Below are 14,076 nucleotides of genomic sequence, written 5' to 3' on the forward strand. Positions count from 1 at the left end.
CACCGGCATCGGCGGACGTATGGGAGGTCATGCGCTCCGCGTCGGCTGTCCGGCGCTACCGCGACGAACCCGTTTCCGACACGGCGATCGAGGCCTGCCTGCGGGCGGCGAGCTGGGCGCCCTCCGGAGGCAATCAGCAGCCGTGGAAGTTCGTCGTACTTCGATCGAGCAGCTTGCGCGACGTCATCACCGCGGCGGCGCGTAAGACGTGGGAAATAATGACCGACTTCTACCGCCTTTCCGTGCCCGACGACCGGGCCGACGACCCCAAATCGCGGGTGCTGCGAACGATGGCCGAACACATGAGGGTCGGCGGCGACGCGCCCGTGCTCGTGCTGTTCTGTGTCCAGCCACAACGGGGAACCACCGAACTCCAGCAGGGCGGCTCCATTTTCCCCGCCGTGCAGAACTTCTTGCTCGCGGCTCGCGCGCAAGGCCTAGGCGCCGCGATCACCCTGTGGCACGGGTCGTGTGAGGATCAACTGCGGTCCATGGTCGAAATCCCCGACGACTGGAAAATCGCTACCCTGCTGACGGTCGGTTGGCCCAAGGGGGGACACCACCCGGTGCGGCGGAAACCGTTGGAAGAGGTTGCGGCGATCGACCTTTGGGACCGGCCTTGGGGTAAGACAGAGGGGTGACGGCCCCTCGTGACGGCGTTCCGCGACGTCCCGCGGTGATGCACCGACGTCGCGGGATGAAGCGGGAATCGATGGTGCCGCATGCAGTTGCGTGATCACGCGGGATCGGCGAAACCTGCTGTCATCCTCCATCCTTCGGGGACGGTAGTGAGCTTCGCGGACCTCGAAGCCGGAGCGAACAGGCTCGCACACTTCTTGCGACGTTCGGGGTTGCTCGCCGGGGATACTGTCGCGATCCTCATGGAGAACAACGAACACATCCACACAGCGATGTGGGCGGCCAGGCGCAGCGGTTTGTACTACACGCTGGTCAACACCAACCTCAGCCACTCCGAGATCGCGTACGTCATCACAGACAGTGGCGCGAAGGCCATCGTCTCCTCGGCGGCAATGCGCGACGCATGCCGCGAACTGTCCGACCGGCTCGGGGACGGCCTGCCAACAGTCGCGTTGATAGCCGACGACGACCTCCGCGGCTGGCGGCGCTACCCGGAATGCGTGGCTGCCGAACCTTCGACGCCCATCACCGATGAGTGTGACGGCCAGCTCCTGCAATACTCCGCGGGCAGCACCGGTCGCCCCAAGGGCATCCGTCGACCGCTGAAATCGCCGAACTCCGGCGTGTCAAGTTTGTCGACACCCGTCTTCGGGGCGCTCGGGGTGAGCCGCGACTCGGTCTACTTGAGTCCCGCGCCCACCTACCATACTGCGCCGGCCATGTGGACCATGGCGGCGCAATCGGTCGGCGCGACAACGATTCTCATGCAGAAGTTCGACGCCGAGGATGCGCTCTCATGCATACAGCGATACGGCGTGACACATGCGCAGTTTGTGCCGACGATGTTTGTCCGGATGCTACGGCTGCCTCAAGAGATCAGGACGCGCTACGACCTCTCCACGTTGCGGCGAGTCGTCCACGCCGCTGCGCCATGCCCGCCCGAGATCAAGCGCCAGATGATCGACTGGTGGGGCCCGATCGTGGACGAGTACTACGGGTCATCCGAAGGCGCCGGTATCTCGTTCATCCGCGCCGACGAGTGGCTTGCCCACCCGGGATCGGTGGGCAAGCCGATGCTGGGCACGCCGCACATCCTCGACGACGAGGGCCGCGAGCTCGAACCCGGGCAGATCGGTGCGATCTATTACGAGGGCGGTTATCCCTTCGAGTACCTCAACGACGAAGCGCAGACGGCCGCGGCCCGCAGCGCGGAGGGTTGGGTCACCGTGGGCGACGTTGGTTATCTCGACGAAGAGGGCTACCTCTATCTCACCGATCGCCGCAATCACATGATCATCTCCGGCGGAGTGAACATCTATCCTCAGGAGACGGAGAACCGTCTCATCGGCCACCCACTGGTGGTCGATGCCGCCGTGTTCGGCGTGCCCGACCCGGTGATGGGGCAGTCGGTGACCGCCGTCGTGCAACTGGCGGATCCCGCCCTGGCTTCCGAGGAACTTGCCGAGGAGCTGATCACGTGGCTGCGGAATCGCCTGGCGCACTACAAGTGTCCGCGCAGGCTGCACTTCGATGCGAACCTCCCGCGCAGTGACGCCGGCAAGCTGTACAAGCGGGAGCTCATCGAGAAGTACGCGGCTGGCCCCGGAGGCTAGGCCACGTCAAACAAGGGGGGATGGCTCGGGTCGCCGAAATAGACCTGACAAAGGTTACATCATCCGCGGTCCACCGAAACCCGGAACGGTGCCCACCGGGATCAGCGCGAATGTTACGGCGAGAAAAATGAAGAAACGCAGCGCTTTTCGCGTGGGCGCGCACTCGATCTCCGGCCGGCCCGCCGCGAAGAGGATGAACACCACGCCGACATCGAACGTCACGATCGTCAGCCAGCGAGTCCAGTCATAGCCGGTCAAAAAGACCGGACCGATCAACAGCAGCCCGCCGGCGACCCACGTCATCCGGCCCCGCAGCGCCTCGACGAACGTGCCGAGCGGCACGCCCGATATGGTACTGAGCCCCCACATGCTCAGCACCAGGGCGCCGGCGCCGAAGATCAGAGAGACCGTGAGACCGAGCATGCCGATGTGGCCGACGGCGCGGACGGCATCGCCGATTCCGTTGTCGTAATTCGGCATCACGTTGCGGCACACCCAGTCGTGATAGTCGGTTCGAATGGATTGCCCGTCAACAACATAGTGCAGCAAGGTGGTCGGCGACGTGACCGTGGCAAACGGGTTGGGCATCACGCGATGGGGGACCGACGCACACAGTTGAGCCGCGATGCCGTGCCGGCCGAACGCCCCCACCGCGGCCGTCGTGCAGACTCCCGGCGTCACCGCCAGGAGGGCGCCCGGACCCCGATCGGTTCCCAGCGCACCGCCCAGGGCGACGATCCCCAGCACCGCCCCCAGCGCAAACTGCAGGCCGATCGCCTCGTGCACCAGCGTCAACGCCGCGATCGCGGCGCCGTAGGCCGCGCACCATGTCATCGCGACCTTGCGGGAACGCACCAACACCAACGCAGAAGAGAACAGCGCCAGGGCCGCCCCGCCGAACAGGTCCGGCCGGGCCGAATACGCCGCAAACGGAACACCGAAGGGCAGCAACGGAATCAGCAGCGCAACCATCAGCCCCCGCTCGGACCGACGGCGGCCAAAGAGCACCACACCCGCGACCACTGCCAGGCCGCACAGATAGACCGCCGTCGACAGCCACCGCAGACCGAGCGTGACCGCGAAGTAGTGCCCGGGGAGCAAGCCAACCAGTTCACCGCCGAGCCCGCGGCGCACGAACCCGTGCGTGTAGTCGGCGGCGTAGTACGACATCCAGTACACGTCGAGCGGAACGACTTTGATCGCAAACCACATCACGGCCAGCGCCCAAGCCGCGATCGCGGCGGCGCCGGCCGCGTACCTGTGGCGGTATGCGCGCCGGTCCGGCTCGACGTCCAGGGTCACCGTCCGGTCCGGCCCGCGTAGACGGTGGTGGCGGACAGCTGCAGGTCGGCCAGCGCGCTACAGGCGAGCTCGCGGGCGGCCGCCGCACTGTCGGTCCCGCTTCGGCACGCGATGACGTTGAGAAACCGGCTACCGTTGAACGTTCCTGTGCTGCAGAACAGTTGGCCATGGTTTTGCTCGATGCGGCGACGTGTGATGCCCTGCTCGGCCAGCCGGATGCATACCTCGGCTGCGTCCGCTCCGTCGATGCGGCCCACGGCGGCGTCCAGGCTCCCCAGGTTGGAGCAGCCAACCGGAAGTTGACCGGCCGACATGGCAACGCCCTCGGCGCGCCGGACCAGCCATCGTGGCGTGAACGGAATGAGCGGCAATCCGGCAAGCAATTCGTTGGGTTGCCGCTGCAGCGACGTCAGCAGCCTCTTGACATCCGCCCGCACGGGGCTCAAGTCGTCGACCGCCGCCACTGCGTCGACGGCGAGCGTGATCGAAGTCAACGCGTTCGCCCGGTCGTCATCGGGAGTGCGATCGCTGACCGGAAGGACGACCGTCACCGAATTTCCGTCGGCAAGCACCCTATCCATCCGGTGAGCCAGCCGAGCCGCGAATGCGACGAATAGTGTGTTGCTGCTTCCGTTGAGGGCACACGCGCGCGCTTCCCATGCCGCGGCGTCGGTTTGCATCGTGACCGATGGCAGCGCGGTGCGCTCGTCGTCGATCGGCAGAGGCGGACGTGGTCGCCGCCGCGCGGGCGAAACCCGCGGGCCGGACGACGCCCTGAGCAAGATCGTCAGAGTCGCGATCAGCGCGCGGATGACCGCCGGCAAGGCGTTAACCGCATCGGCCAGGTCCTCGAAGACGACCCGCAGCCGGCCGCGCGAATTCGGCTGCGGATAGCGATGTTTACGGCCCTCCGCGTTGACCGCCTCCGTTATTGCCGCGATGAGTCCGAGCCCGTCGACCACACAATGCGATGCCACCAAGGTGACCGCCGCACCGCCACCGTCAAACGGCAGCACGCCGAGGTGAAACGTCGGCCCGAACTCGGGATCGACGGGCACCTGCGCCCGTTGTTCGACCCACGCACCGAGCTCCGACCGGGGTCGGCGTGGTTCCAGCGCGATATCGGGTGAGCGGTAGTCGGCCACCCAGCGGTGACGCCCGAACGGCAACGGCGAACGCTCGATCCGGCGTCCGAGAAGGCCCCCGGCGAGATTGGCGCGGAAGACCCGCAATTGGTCGATATCCACGTCGCGGTCGTACACCCACGTGCACTGCACAGTACTGCCTTGACCGGTGGCGCGCAGCCGTAAGAAAGCGGCCTGGTCCAGCAATGCCAACTTCGGCACCGGAGTTTCGCCGTGCTCGCGGCGCGGCCCGCCGACACGTCTGCGCTGGGTCTCGATGCCGGGACCCCGCGCGGGAGAACGCAAATCCATCAGGCGCGGGTGTACAACCCGGCGTCGCACACTCGCGTGAATTCGGCACGCAACGTCTCGACGTAGCGCTGGATGGACTCGTGGGCGACATCGGTGCCCGGATAGGCGACCACCAATTGTGTGCCGTCGTGCATGCGATTGACCCACATGCACACCGTCTCCGACAGCCGGTTGTCACCCCAGATGCCGGCGCGCAATCCGTCGAAATAGTCACCGAACGGCAGCTTCCGGATGTCGATGAAGGACAACATCGGGACGGGTCGGTCCGGGACCTCGAACTGGTCGTGGGTCGTCTCGAGCAGGTGGTAATAGGGCACCGCGCCAAGGGCCGTGTTCGCGTCGAAGGACGCCTGGGCGGCGCTGACCACCTCGTCGAATGACGCACCGGCAGTGGGGATCGCCAAGGGGACGAAGCTGGCCAGCCACCCGACTGCGGTGGCGTGGGCGGGGTCTCGGCGGTTGTCGAACGGCGTCAGCCCGAAGTAGGTGGGCGCGCCGGTCAACCGATGCTCGGCGAGGGCAGCGCAGGCGAACACCCCGCCACTGAAGCGGGCTCCCGCGGCGCGACACGCCGCCTCGAATCGCCGGCCCTGGTCGTCATCGATGAGGTCGAACACATCGATGGCCCCCGGCGTATCGGCGGCTGCCTCGCCCAGTTCCAGGGGAAATCGGGGCAGCAGGCCATTGTTCGCCGCGAGAAACGCCCGCCAACGCCGAATTTCGGGCGAATCGGCATCCAAGCTTGCGGTATAAGCGCGTTGCCGCGCGCTGTATTCGCGGTGGCTAGGTGCGGGTATCGGCGCAACTGGCGACTTCTGCAGCGCGGCGAAGTAGGCCGTCTGGATGTCCAGGAAGATCACACCGGCCGACATGCCGTCGGCGCGCAAGTGATCCACTGCAATGAAGATGGTGAAGCGGTCTTCACCCTGGATGATTCCGAAGCTGAAGCAGTCCCATTGCAGCGGATCGGGCGTATCGAGAATCAGTTTGCGGATCTGGTGTGGGGCCATTTCCCCGAGATCCGTTGGTGCCAGCGTTATGTTATCCGGGTCGGCAATAACGTAGCGAACCACCTCGTCACTGTCACCCAAGGCGAATCGGTCGTGGTAGGCGTCATGCCGCCGCACATGGCTATTCAGGGCATGGGTCATCGCATCGATGTCGCAGACGCCCCGAATCTCCCAGGCTCCTATGCACAGTCGCGGGATGTCGCGGCCCCGGCTGACCTGGCGGCGGTAATACCGAAGATGCTGGCACTGCTGATAGCTGACCGCCGCCGGATGATATTGCGCTTCGGCTGCCTGCTCGTAGGTACTAGCGGTGGGAAACCACGATACGACGGTGCCCTCGGCTGTCCAGTCGTCAACCGTGCCCAGGAACATGCGCGACCTTTCCTCCGTCAGTAGGCGACGCCGGTCCGGATGACCTTAACGTGACCCTGCATTGGTTGCCGGATCAATATGACCGTCGAGGGAATTGCGCACCGCGAGCTCAGCAAGCGGCCGTGCCGCTAGCTGCGTCGAATACGCAGAAGTGATTTGGCTCACTCTGGTTCGACTTGACGCCGTGAATTCCGTCAGATCGTCGCGCGACGCACTCATAAACGATTCTCCTCGGGCGTGACAATCGCACGAGAATGCAGAAGACCCGCCCGATCGCCGTCGTCTTGCCGTGCCAGGTAACCACAACGCGGACCGATTAATTGGCGCGCGTGGCTAACTCGCAACTACTGCCAAAAGCCGTTTTGCTCGACGCCTCGGCCCGATCATCCCGGATAGCTGGCGCTATCTCGGCGATGCCATTCATGCCACCCCCGGGCCTGCGGAACGACGCCTCGATCACCATATCTCAGGTTCGGTTACGGCGGAATAGTACCAGTCAAAGAAATCTCCTGCGCCCGTCATCCGACCGACGAAGCGGCTATCCACAATGCGAACGCGGCCGCCGCGGTTCTCCGTTGACGACGCCAGATCGCACCCGGGTGGCAACCTACGGCTGGCTATCGCAGTGTCGGGCAACGTTTTTACATTCGAGCCGGCGCATATGACCGGCGCGCGTTGAAAGGCTTGAACGGGTCCGGCCATCTTCTTTGCGGAGTAAGCGCGCCGGATCCGGGCATTTCCACGCGGAACTCTTCCGGGTGCTTCTCCAGCCCTGGCTGGCCACAACGGTTTTGGCCGCCAACGGAAACGCCGGCGCAGCAGGACGATTGGAGCGAGGCGACAAGGGTGTAGGGCGAACGCCAAGGGTTGTCGGAAACCCGAAACCAGTGCGGCCTTGACTCCATACATGCAGTGTGTATGTTTATACATACGGTATGTATCTAGGAGGTTGGGAATCGTGAGTGCGACGCTCGACGCCATCGCGGAGGAACGCGGACTTGTCTTAGAGGTCTGCTCGGGACTGCCCGTTTCGATGTGGGCGGAGGACAGCGGATGTTCCGGTTGGTCCGTGCAGGATCTCCTGTCGCACATGGCATGTAGCTATTGGTTGGCGGTCGATCCGTCGACGCTGCCCGATCCTGGTGGGCTGCCGGCCGAACGCGCCGCGGACCTCTACGTCGAATCACGTCGCTGGATGACGCCGGCAGACGTCGTGGCCGACTACCGGGCAGTCAGTGCACGAGGGCTGGAGGTGCTCGCCGCGGTGGAAGGCCAAGACATCGACATACCGATTGGGGATGTCGGAACCTATCCGGCCTCGGTGGTGCCCACCACCTTCGTCTTCGAGTCCTTCATCCATCTCCGGTACGACTTGTTCGCTCCGGACGGACCGTTGCAGTCGGATCCGCCGACCGTCGACGAACTGCGGCTTGCCCCTACACTCGCCTGGATCGAGGCGGCGCTGCCGCAACAGAACACGCACCTGCTCAACGCTTTACCCGTCGGAGTCGAGGTCCGGCTGAATGGGTTGTGCGCCAGGACCCTGCGCCTCGGCGCCGAGGGCGATGTGGCCGCGCGGATCACCTCCGACTCGCAAGCGTTCGTTCGGTGGGTCACGCAGCGCGGCACCTGGGAAGGCCTGGCCGTCGCGGCGGAGGGCGACCCGTCGGCTTTGGACATCGTCCGCCGGCTCAGGGTGTTCTGACCGACGCCGCCTCGCGCGGTAGCGCCTCTCACCACCTTCATGCGGTATGTATGAGAATGCATACGAGGCGTGAAAGGTGAGGGGTCGCATGGCGCAGGATGGTCGCCGGACACAGGCCGAGCGTGCCGCCGACACGCGGGGCGCCTTGATCAGCGCCGCCCGGCCCCTCTTTGCATCGTTGGGATTCGCGGAGTCGTCGCTCGAGACTATCGTGCGGGACGCGGGTGTGACGCGCGGCGCCCTGTATCACCATTTCGCTGACAAGACAGAGCTTTTCGCAGCGGTGTTCGAGCAAGTGGAGGGGGAGATGGCCACCCGCATGGTCGACGCCGTCGCGGCCGCGGGGCACACCGACCCGGTCGAAATCATGCGACTGTGCGCGGGCCTGTGGTTGGACGCATGCTCCGATCCCGAGGTTCAGCGCATAGTGCTGCTGGAGGCGCTCGCCGTCCTCGGTTGGGAACGCTGGAGCGACATCGGGCATCGATACAACATCGGATTCGTGACGGCGCTGCTGAACGACGCGATCGAGTCCGGCAGCATTCCGCGCCAGCCCGTTGAGGCTACGGCCTTAACCGTCATGGGGGCGCTGCGCGAGGCAACGCTTTACATCGCCCGCGCGGACGATCAGCGGAAAGCGCGCGCGGATGCCGGCGCGGTGATGGATCGGCTTGTGAACGCCCTGCGCGCCAAGGACGGCTAACGCATATGTTATGAGCTGGGCGCTGGTCGGGCCGAAATCTGGCGCGCGATCGCCTTTTTGTCGATCTTCCCGATCGGGGTGGTCGGTAGCGCTTTCATCGCGACAAGCACGTCGGGTCGGGCATGGGCGGCCACGCCACGTTGGTCGAGATGGGCGTTCAGCTCCGCCAGCGTCAGCTCCGGCCCGGTGAATACGACCGCGGCGCAGATCTTTTCGCCCAGGTATGAGTCGGGCAGCGGCACCGCTGCCGCGGAGAACACGGACGGGTGGCTGAGCATCTGCTCCTCGAGGTCCGCGGCGGAGATGGTCTCGCCGCCCCGGCAGATCACGTCCTTGACCCGGCCGGTGACGGTCAGGTAGCCGTCTGGCCGGATTCGGACCAGGTCACCGGTGCGGAAGAAGCCGGCGGGGTCGAAGCAGCGCTCGTTGTCGCGCTCCGCGCGGTAATAGCCGTTGAGCGTGTACGGTCCGCGCACCAGCAGCTCGCCTTCCTCGCCCGGGGCGACCGGTTCGCCGTCGGCGTCGACCACTCGCAACTCGTCCGCCACGCACAGCGGCCGCCCCTGGGTGTGGTCGACGACCTCGGGCGGATCGTCCGGCCGGGTGTAGTTCAACAGCCCCTCCGCCATACCGAACACCTGCTGCAGCCCCGGCGTCAAGGCGGCGCGGATCAGGCGGGCGTCGTCCGCCTCAAGCTTGGCGCCGCCAACTTGCAAGAGCCGCAAGGACTTAGGCGTCACCGGCTCCCACTCGCAGGCCTGCGCCCACAGCTTTGCCAGGGCCGGCACCAGCGCGGTGACCGTGACGCCGTGGCGTTCGATGGCGGCGAAGGCGGCCTCGGGGCTCGGATCGGTGCCGAACACGGTGGTGGCGCCCACCGTCATGGCGCCGAGCAGGCCGGGGCAGGCCAGCGGGAAGTTGTGGCCGGCCGACAGCAGCACCAGATAGACGTCGTCGCCGGTGAGCCCGCACACCTGCGCGCTGGCGGTCGCGTTGAACACATAGTCATCGTGGGTGCGCGGGATCAGTTTGGGAGTGCCGGTGGTGCCGCCCGAAACGAGAAGCAAGGCAGGGGATCCCGGGTCGGCCGGTGGCGCGGGCCGCGCCGGGGCGGTGGCTTGATCGCACAGCTGCGTCCACGAGCTGAACTTGCCAGGGTCACCGTCGACGATGACGTGTTCGAGCGTCGGATGGTCCGCGACGAGTTCGTGCGCCATGGCGCGGTAATCGAAACCGTTTGCCGCGGCGGCGATCACCAACGCGGTGGCCTGGCTAACGGTGGCAAAGTGTCCCAATTCGGCCGTCCGGTGGCCGGGCAGGCACATCACCGGGATGGCGCCCGCCCGCAGCAGCCCGAAGAGCGCCACCGCGAACTGACACCCATTGGGCAGTTGCAACAGGACCCGGTCGCCGGGCTCGATGCCCAGCGCCCGCAGTCCCGCGGCGGCGCGGCCGGCGTGATCGTCGAGCCGGGCGTAGCTCAAGCCGACGCCCCCTGCCGCGTCGAGCACGGCCGTCCGGTCGGGCCAGCGCCGCGCGGCGTCGCTCAGGACGGTGTCCAAAGTTCGGCCCGCCCAGTAGCCGGCCGCCCGGTAGGCGGCCGCGCGATCGGCGGGGAACGGCACGAACCCGTCGAGTGCCCCGGCCGGGGGTTGCCGTGTGTTCGCGGTCATCGAGGTCCTCAGACGGGGGGCGTAGTAGCGGTGATCCGTCAGTAAGGATAGGGTAACCACCACAACTTAGGGCAGCCTGTGCTAATTCAGGGAGGGTTTCGTGGTGCGTGCCTCCGCGCGCTCGGCTGACGACGTCCGGGCAGAGGTAGCCGAACTGCTGGGCGTCGGTGTCGGCGACGTCCACCCAGGCGCCAACCTCATCGCGCAAGGCCTGGACTCCATTCGGATGATGACCCTGGCGGGCCGCTGGCGCCGCCAGGGCGTCGCCGTCGATTTCGCCACGCTGGCCGAGACTCCCACGGTCGAGGCCTGGGCCGAGCTGGTGACCGCCGAGGCGCCGGCCAATCCGGCCCACCGGGAGGCGTCCACCGAGTCGGCCCCGGCTGCCGGCGAGCCCTTCCCGCTGGCCCCGATGCAGCACGCGATGTGGATCGGCCGCCAGGACAACCAACAGCTTGGCGGGGTGGCCGGACACCTCTACGTCGAATTCGACGGCGGGTCCATCGATCCCGCACGGCTGTGCGCGGCCGCCACGGCGCTGGCCCGGCGCCACCCCATGCTGCGGGTCGAGTTCCTGCCCGACGGCACCCAGCGCATCGCGGCAGCCGGCAGCGAATTCCCGGTCACGATCGAGGACCTGCGCCAGCTGGACACCACGGGGGTCGAGCAGCGGCTGGCCGCCATCCGCGACGCCAAATCGCACCAGCAGCTCGACGGCGCGGTGTTCGAGCTCGCCCTGACGCGGCTGCCCGGGGACCGCTCGCGCCTGCACGTCGATCTGGACATGCAGGCCGCCGACGCGATGAGCTACCGGACCCTGATGGATGACCTGGCCGCCCTGTATGCCGGTCGCGACCTGCCGCCGTTGACCTACACCTACCGGCAGTACCGGCACGCGATCGAGGCGGAAGAGGCGCGGCCCCAACCGGCCCGCGACGCGGCCCGGGCGTGGTGGGCGCAGCGCATACCGCAACTCCCGGATCCGCCGACGCTCCCCACCACCGCCGACCGCGGTTCGCGCAGGAGCACCCGGGTCTGGCACTGGTTGGATCCCGAGACCCGTGACGCCCTCTTTTCCCGCGCCCAGGCCCGCGGGGTCACTCCGGCGATGACGCTGGCCGCCTCCTTCGCCAACGCCCTGGCGCGCTGGTCGACCACCTCGCGCTTCCTGCTGAACGTGCCCCTGTTCGGCCGCCAGCCGCTGCACCCCGATGTCGACGCGTTGGTCGGCGATTTCACCTCGTCTCTGCTGCTGGACGTCGACCTCACCGGTGCGCGCACCCCGTCGGCGCGGGCAGGGGCGGTGCAGGACGCGATGCGGTCGGCGGCCGCGCACTCCGCCTATCCCGGGCTGTCGGTCCTGCGGGACCTCAGCCGCCATCGCGGCACGCAGGTGCTGGCGCCGGTGGTCTTCACCAGCGCGCTGGGACTCGGCGAGTTGTTCAGCCGCGACGTCACCGCCCAGTTCGGCGCGCCCGCGTGGATCATCTCCCAGGGCCCGCAGGTGCTGCTCGACGCTCAAGTCACCGAGTTCGACGGCGGCGTCCTGGTGAATTGGGATGTGCGCGAAGGGGTTTTCGCCCCTGGCGTCGTCGACGCCATGTTCGCCTACCACATCGACGAATTGCTCAGGCTGGCCTCCGCGGACGACAGCTGGGAGGCGATCGGGCCGCCGCCGCTACCGGACTCCCAGCGCGCGGTGCGCGACGCGGTCAACGGCCGCACCGCCGAACCCAGCGGGGAAGCGTTGCACGACGGGTTCTTTCGGCAGGCCGAGCAACGGCCCGACGCGCCCGCAGTACTCGCCAGCTCCGGGGACCTCAGCTACGCGCAGCTGCGCGATCAGGCGCTGGCGGTTGCCTCCGCATTGCGCGCGGCGGGTGTCGGCGCCGGCGACACGGTCGCGGTGATGGGCCCGAAGACCGCCGAGCAGGTGCCCGCGCTGCTGGGCATCCTGAGCATCGGCGCGGTCTACCTGCCGATCGGCATCGACCAGCCGCGCGACCGCGCGGAGCGCATCGTGCGCACCGGCGCCGTGCGCCTGGCCGTGGTGTGCGGTGGGCAGCGGCTGAGCCTGCCGGTGCCCGAGCTCTGCCTTGCCGATGTGCTGCGCGAGCCGCCCGGCGACGCCGAAATTGCCTTGGTCAGAGTCGATCCCGCCGAATTGGCCTACGTCTTGTTCACGTCGGGCTCGACCGGGGAGCCCAAGGGTGTTGAGGTGACGCACGACGCCGCGATGAACACCGTGGAGTTCATCGCCCGCCACTTCGACATCGGCCCCGCGGATCGATGCCTGGCCCTGTCCACGCTCGAGGGCGACATCTCGGTGATGGACATCTTCGTAACCTTGGGGACGGGTGGGTCGATCGTGGTGGTCGACGAAGCGCAGCGCCGCGACCCCGACGCGTGGGCGCGGCTCATCGACACCCACCACGTCACCGTGCTGCACTTCATGCCGGGCTGGCTGGAGATGCTGATCGAAGTCGGCTGCGGCCGGCTGTCTTCCGTGCGGGTGATTCCCACCGGGGGCGACTGGGTGCGCCCGGAGCTGGCCCGCCGGCTGCGGACCGAGGCCCCGAACCTGCGATTCGCCGGTCTGGGCGGTGCGACCGAAACCCCCGTCCACAACACCATTTTCGAAGTCGGCGATCCTGACAAGCTGCCGACCGACTGGACCGCTCTGCCGTACGGGGTGCCGCTGACCAATAACTCCTGCCGCGTCGTCAACGAGGCGGGAGACGACTGCCCCGACTGGGTCGCCGGCGAGCTCTGGGTGTCCGGCCGCGGCGTCGCGCGGGGCTATCGCGGGCGGCCCGATCTCACCGCGGAGCGCTTCGTCGAGGACGCGGGACGCCGGTGGTACCGGACCGGCGACTTGGCCAGGTATCGGCCCGACGGCACGCTCGAGTTCGTCGGCCGCGCCGATCACCGGGTCAAGATCAGCGGATATCGCGTCGAACTCGGTGAGGTCGAGGCAGGGTTGCGCCGGCTGCCCGGGGTGGGCATAGCGGTGGCCGCCCTGCTCCCGGGACCCGGGGGATCAGACGTGTTGGCCGCCGCCGTGTGCCCCGAAGACGGGGTTCGGCTGAGCACCGCGCGGCTTGCCGATCTGATGGCTGAAATCGTTCCCGCGCATATGATTCCGCGTCACTTCGCGTTGGTGGAGCGGGTCCCGTTCACCGACGGGGGCAAGATCGACCGCCGGGCCGTCGCGCGCGACCTGGGCGCCGCGGTGTCGGAGGCCGAGCAACCCGGCTACCGCGCCCCGGCGACGCCGCTGCAATCCGCCCTCGCCACGCTCCTGGGCGACCTACTCGGCACGGAGCGGGTGGGTCGCGACGACGACTTCTTCGCGCTCGGCGGCGACTCGGTGCTGGCCACCCAGGCCGTGGGCCGTATTCGCACCTGGCTGGACACCCCGAACGTCATGGTTGCCGACATCTTCGCCACCCGAACCGTAGCGGCACTCGCGAAATTGCTCACCGAACGCGAGCGGGACGGTGCCCGGCTGGACCAGGTTGCCGAGCTGTACCTCGAAGTCATCGAGCTGGACGCCGACACCGTGCTGTCGGCCAGTCGCCACACCGCGAAACCCGGGACGGCACAATGACATCCGACCCTGT

Annotated in this window: 9 protein-coding genes; 5 read left to right on the top strand and 4 right to left on the bottom strand. The window is 67.4% G+C overall.

The window, feature by feature from the left end:
• Positions 1-29: 29 nt before the first annotated feature.
• On the top strand, positions 30-641 hold the full coding sequence (locus BRW65_RS09240; protein ID WP_073873919.1) for a nitroreductase family protein: 612 nt from the start codon (positions 30-32) through the stop codon (positions 639-641).
• Positions 642-722: 81 nt separating this feature from the next.
• Positions 723-2,252 carry a fatty-acid--CoA ligase FadD4 gene (fadD4, locus tag BRW65_RS09245; protein ID WP_073873763.1) on the top strand — a complete coding sequence of 510 codons (1,530 nt, stop codon included), beginning with the start codon at positions 723-725 and terminating at the stop codon, positions 2,250-2,252.
• Positions 2,253-2,306: 54 nt separating this feature from the next.
• Here fadD4 and BRW65_RS09250 read toward each other — a convergent pair whose 3' ends face one another.
• The 3 genes from BRW65_RS09250 to BRW65_RS09260 form a co-directional block, all read right to left on the bottom strand.
• Complete coding sequence (locus tag BRW65_RS09250) at positions 2,307-3,554, bottom strand: hypothetical protein (protein ID WP_073873765.1); 1,248 nt, start codon at positions 3,552-3,554, stop codon at positions 2,307-2,309.
• Positions 3,551-4,900: a hypothetical protein gene (locus BRW65_RS09255; RefSeq protein WP_073873921.1), complete on the bottom strand. Its 1,350-nt coding sequence runs from the start codon at positions 4,898-4,900 to the stop codon at positions 3,551-3,553. Before BRW65_RS09255 ends, BRW65_RS09250 begins: the two co-directional genes overlap by 4 nt.
• 89 nt (positions 4,901-4,989) lie before the next feature.
• Complete coding sequence (locus BRW65_RS09260) at positions 4,990-6,372, bottom strand: condensation domain-containing protein (protein ID WP_073873767.1); 1,383 nt, start codon at positions 6,370-6,372, stop codon at positions 4,990-4,992.
• 958 nt (positions 6,373-7,330) lie between these two features.
• Between BRW65_RS09260 and BRW65_RS09265 the strand changes: the two genes are divergently transcribed.
• Both BRW65_RS09265 and BRW65_RS09270 read left to right on the top strand, forming a co-directional pair.
• Positions 7,331-8,077, top strand: coding sequence for a maleylpyruvate isomerase family mycothiol-dependent enzyme (locus BRW65_RS09265; RefSeq protein ID WP_073873769.1), 747 nt, complete (start codon positions 7,331-7,333; stop codon positions 8,075-8,077).
• A gap of 88 nt (positions 8,078-8,165) precedes the next feature.
• Positions 8,166-8,780 carry a TetR/AcrR family transcriptional regulator gene (locus tag BRW65_RS09270; protein ID WP_073873771.1) on the top strand — a complete coding sequence of 205 codons (615 nt, stop codon included), beginning with the start codon at positions 8,166-8,168 and terminating at the stop codon, positions 8,778-8,780.
• Positions 8,781-8,788: 8 nt separating this feature from the next.
• On the opposite strand, the gene BRW65_RS09275 is transcribed toward BRW65_RS09270, so the two are convergent.
• Complete coding sequence (locus BRW65_RS09275) at positions 8,789-10,453, bottom strand: (2,3-dihydroxybenzoyl)adenylate synthase (RefSeq protein ID WP_073873774.1); 1,665 nt, start codon at positions 10,451-10,453, stop codon at positions 8,789-8,791.
• Between the two features lie 100 nt (positions 10,454-10,553).
• On the opposite strand from BRW65_RS09275, the gene BRW65_RS09280 reads away from it, so the two are divergent.
• Positions 10,554-14,063: a non-ribosomal peptide synthetase gene (locus tag BRW65_RS09280; RefSeq protein WP_073873776.1), complete on the top strand. Its 3,510-nt coding sequence runs from the start codon at positions 10,554-10,556 to the stop codon at positions 14,061-14,063.
• Positions 14,064-14,076: the final 13 nt, after the last annotated feature.

This window comes from Mycobacterium paraffinicum, assembly GCF_001907675.1.
Classification (GTDB): Bacteria; Actinomycetota; Actinomycetes; order Mycobacteriales; family Mycobacteriaceae; genus Mycobacterium; species Mycobacterium paraffinicum_A.

Excerpts from the sequence above, each read along its gene's own strand:
- fadD4 (WP_073873763.1), top strand. The coding sequence starts at position 723 with ATGCAGTTGCGTGATCACGCGGGATCGGCGAAACCTGCTGTCATCCTC.
- BRW65_RS09275 (WP_073873774.1), bottom strand. The coding sequence starts at position 10,453 with ATGACCGCGAACACACGGCAACCCCCGGCCGGGGCACTCGACGGGTTC.
- BRW65_RS09260 (WP_073873767.1), bottom strand. The coding sequence starts at position 6,372 with ATGTTCCTGGGCACGGTTGACGACTGGACAGCCGAGGGCACCGTCGTA.
- BRW65_RS09270 (WP_073873771.1), top strand. The coding sequence starts at position 8,166 with ATGGCGCAGGATGGTCGCCGGACACAGGCCGAGCGTGCCGCCGACACG.
- BRW65_RS09240 (WP_073873919.1), top strand. The coding sequence starts at position 30 with ATGCGCTCCGCGTCGGCTGTCCGGCGCTACCGCGACGAACCCGTTTCC.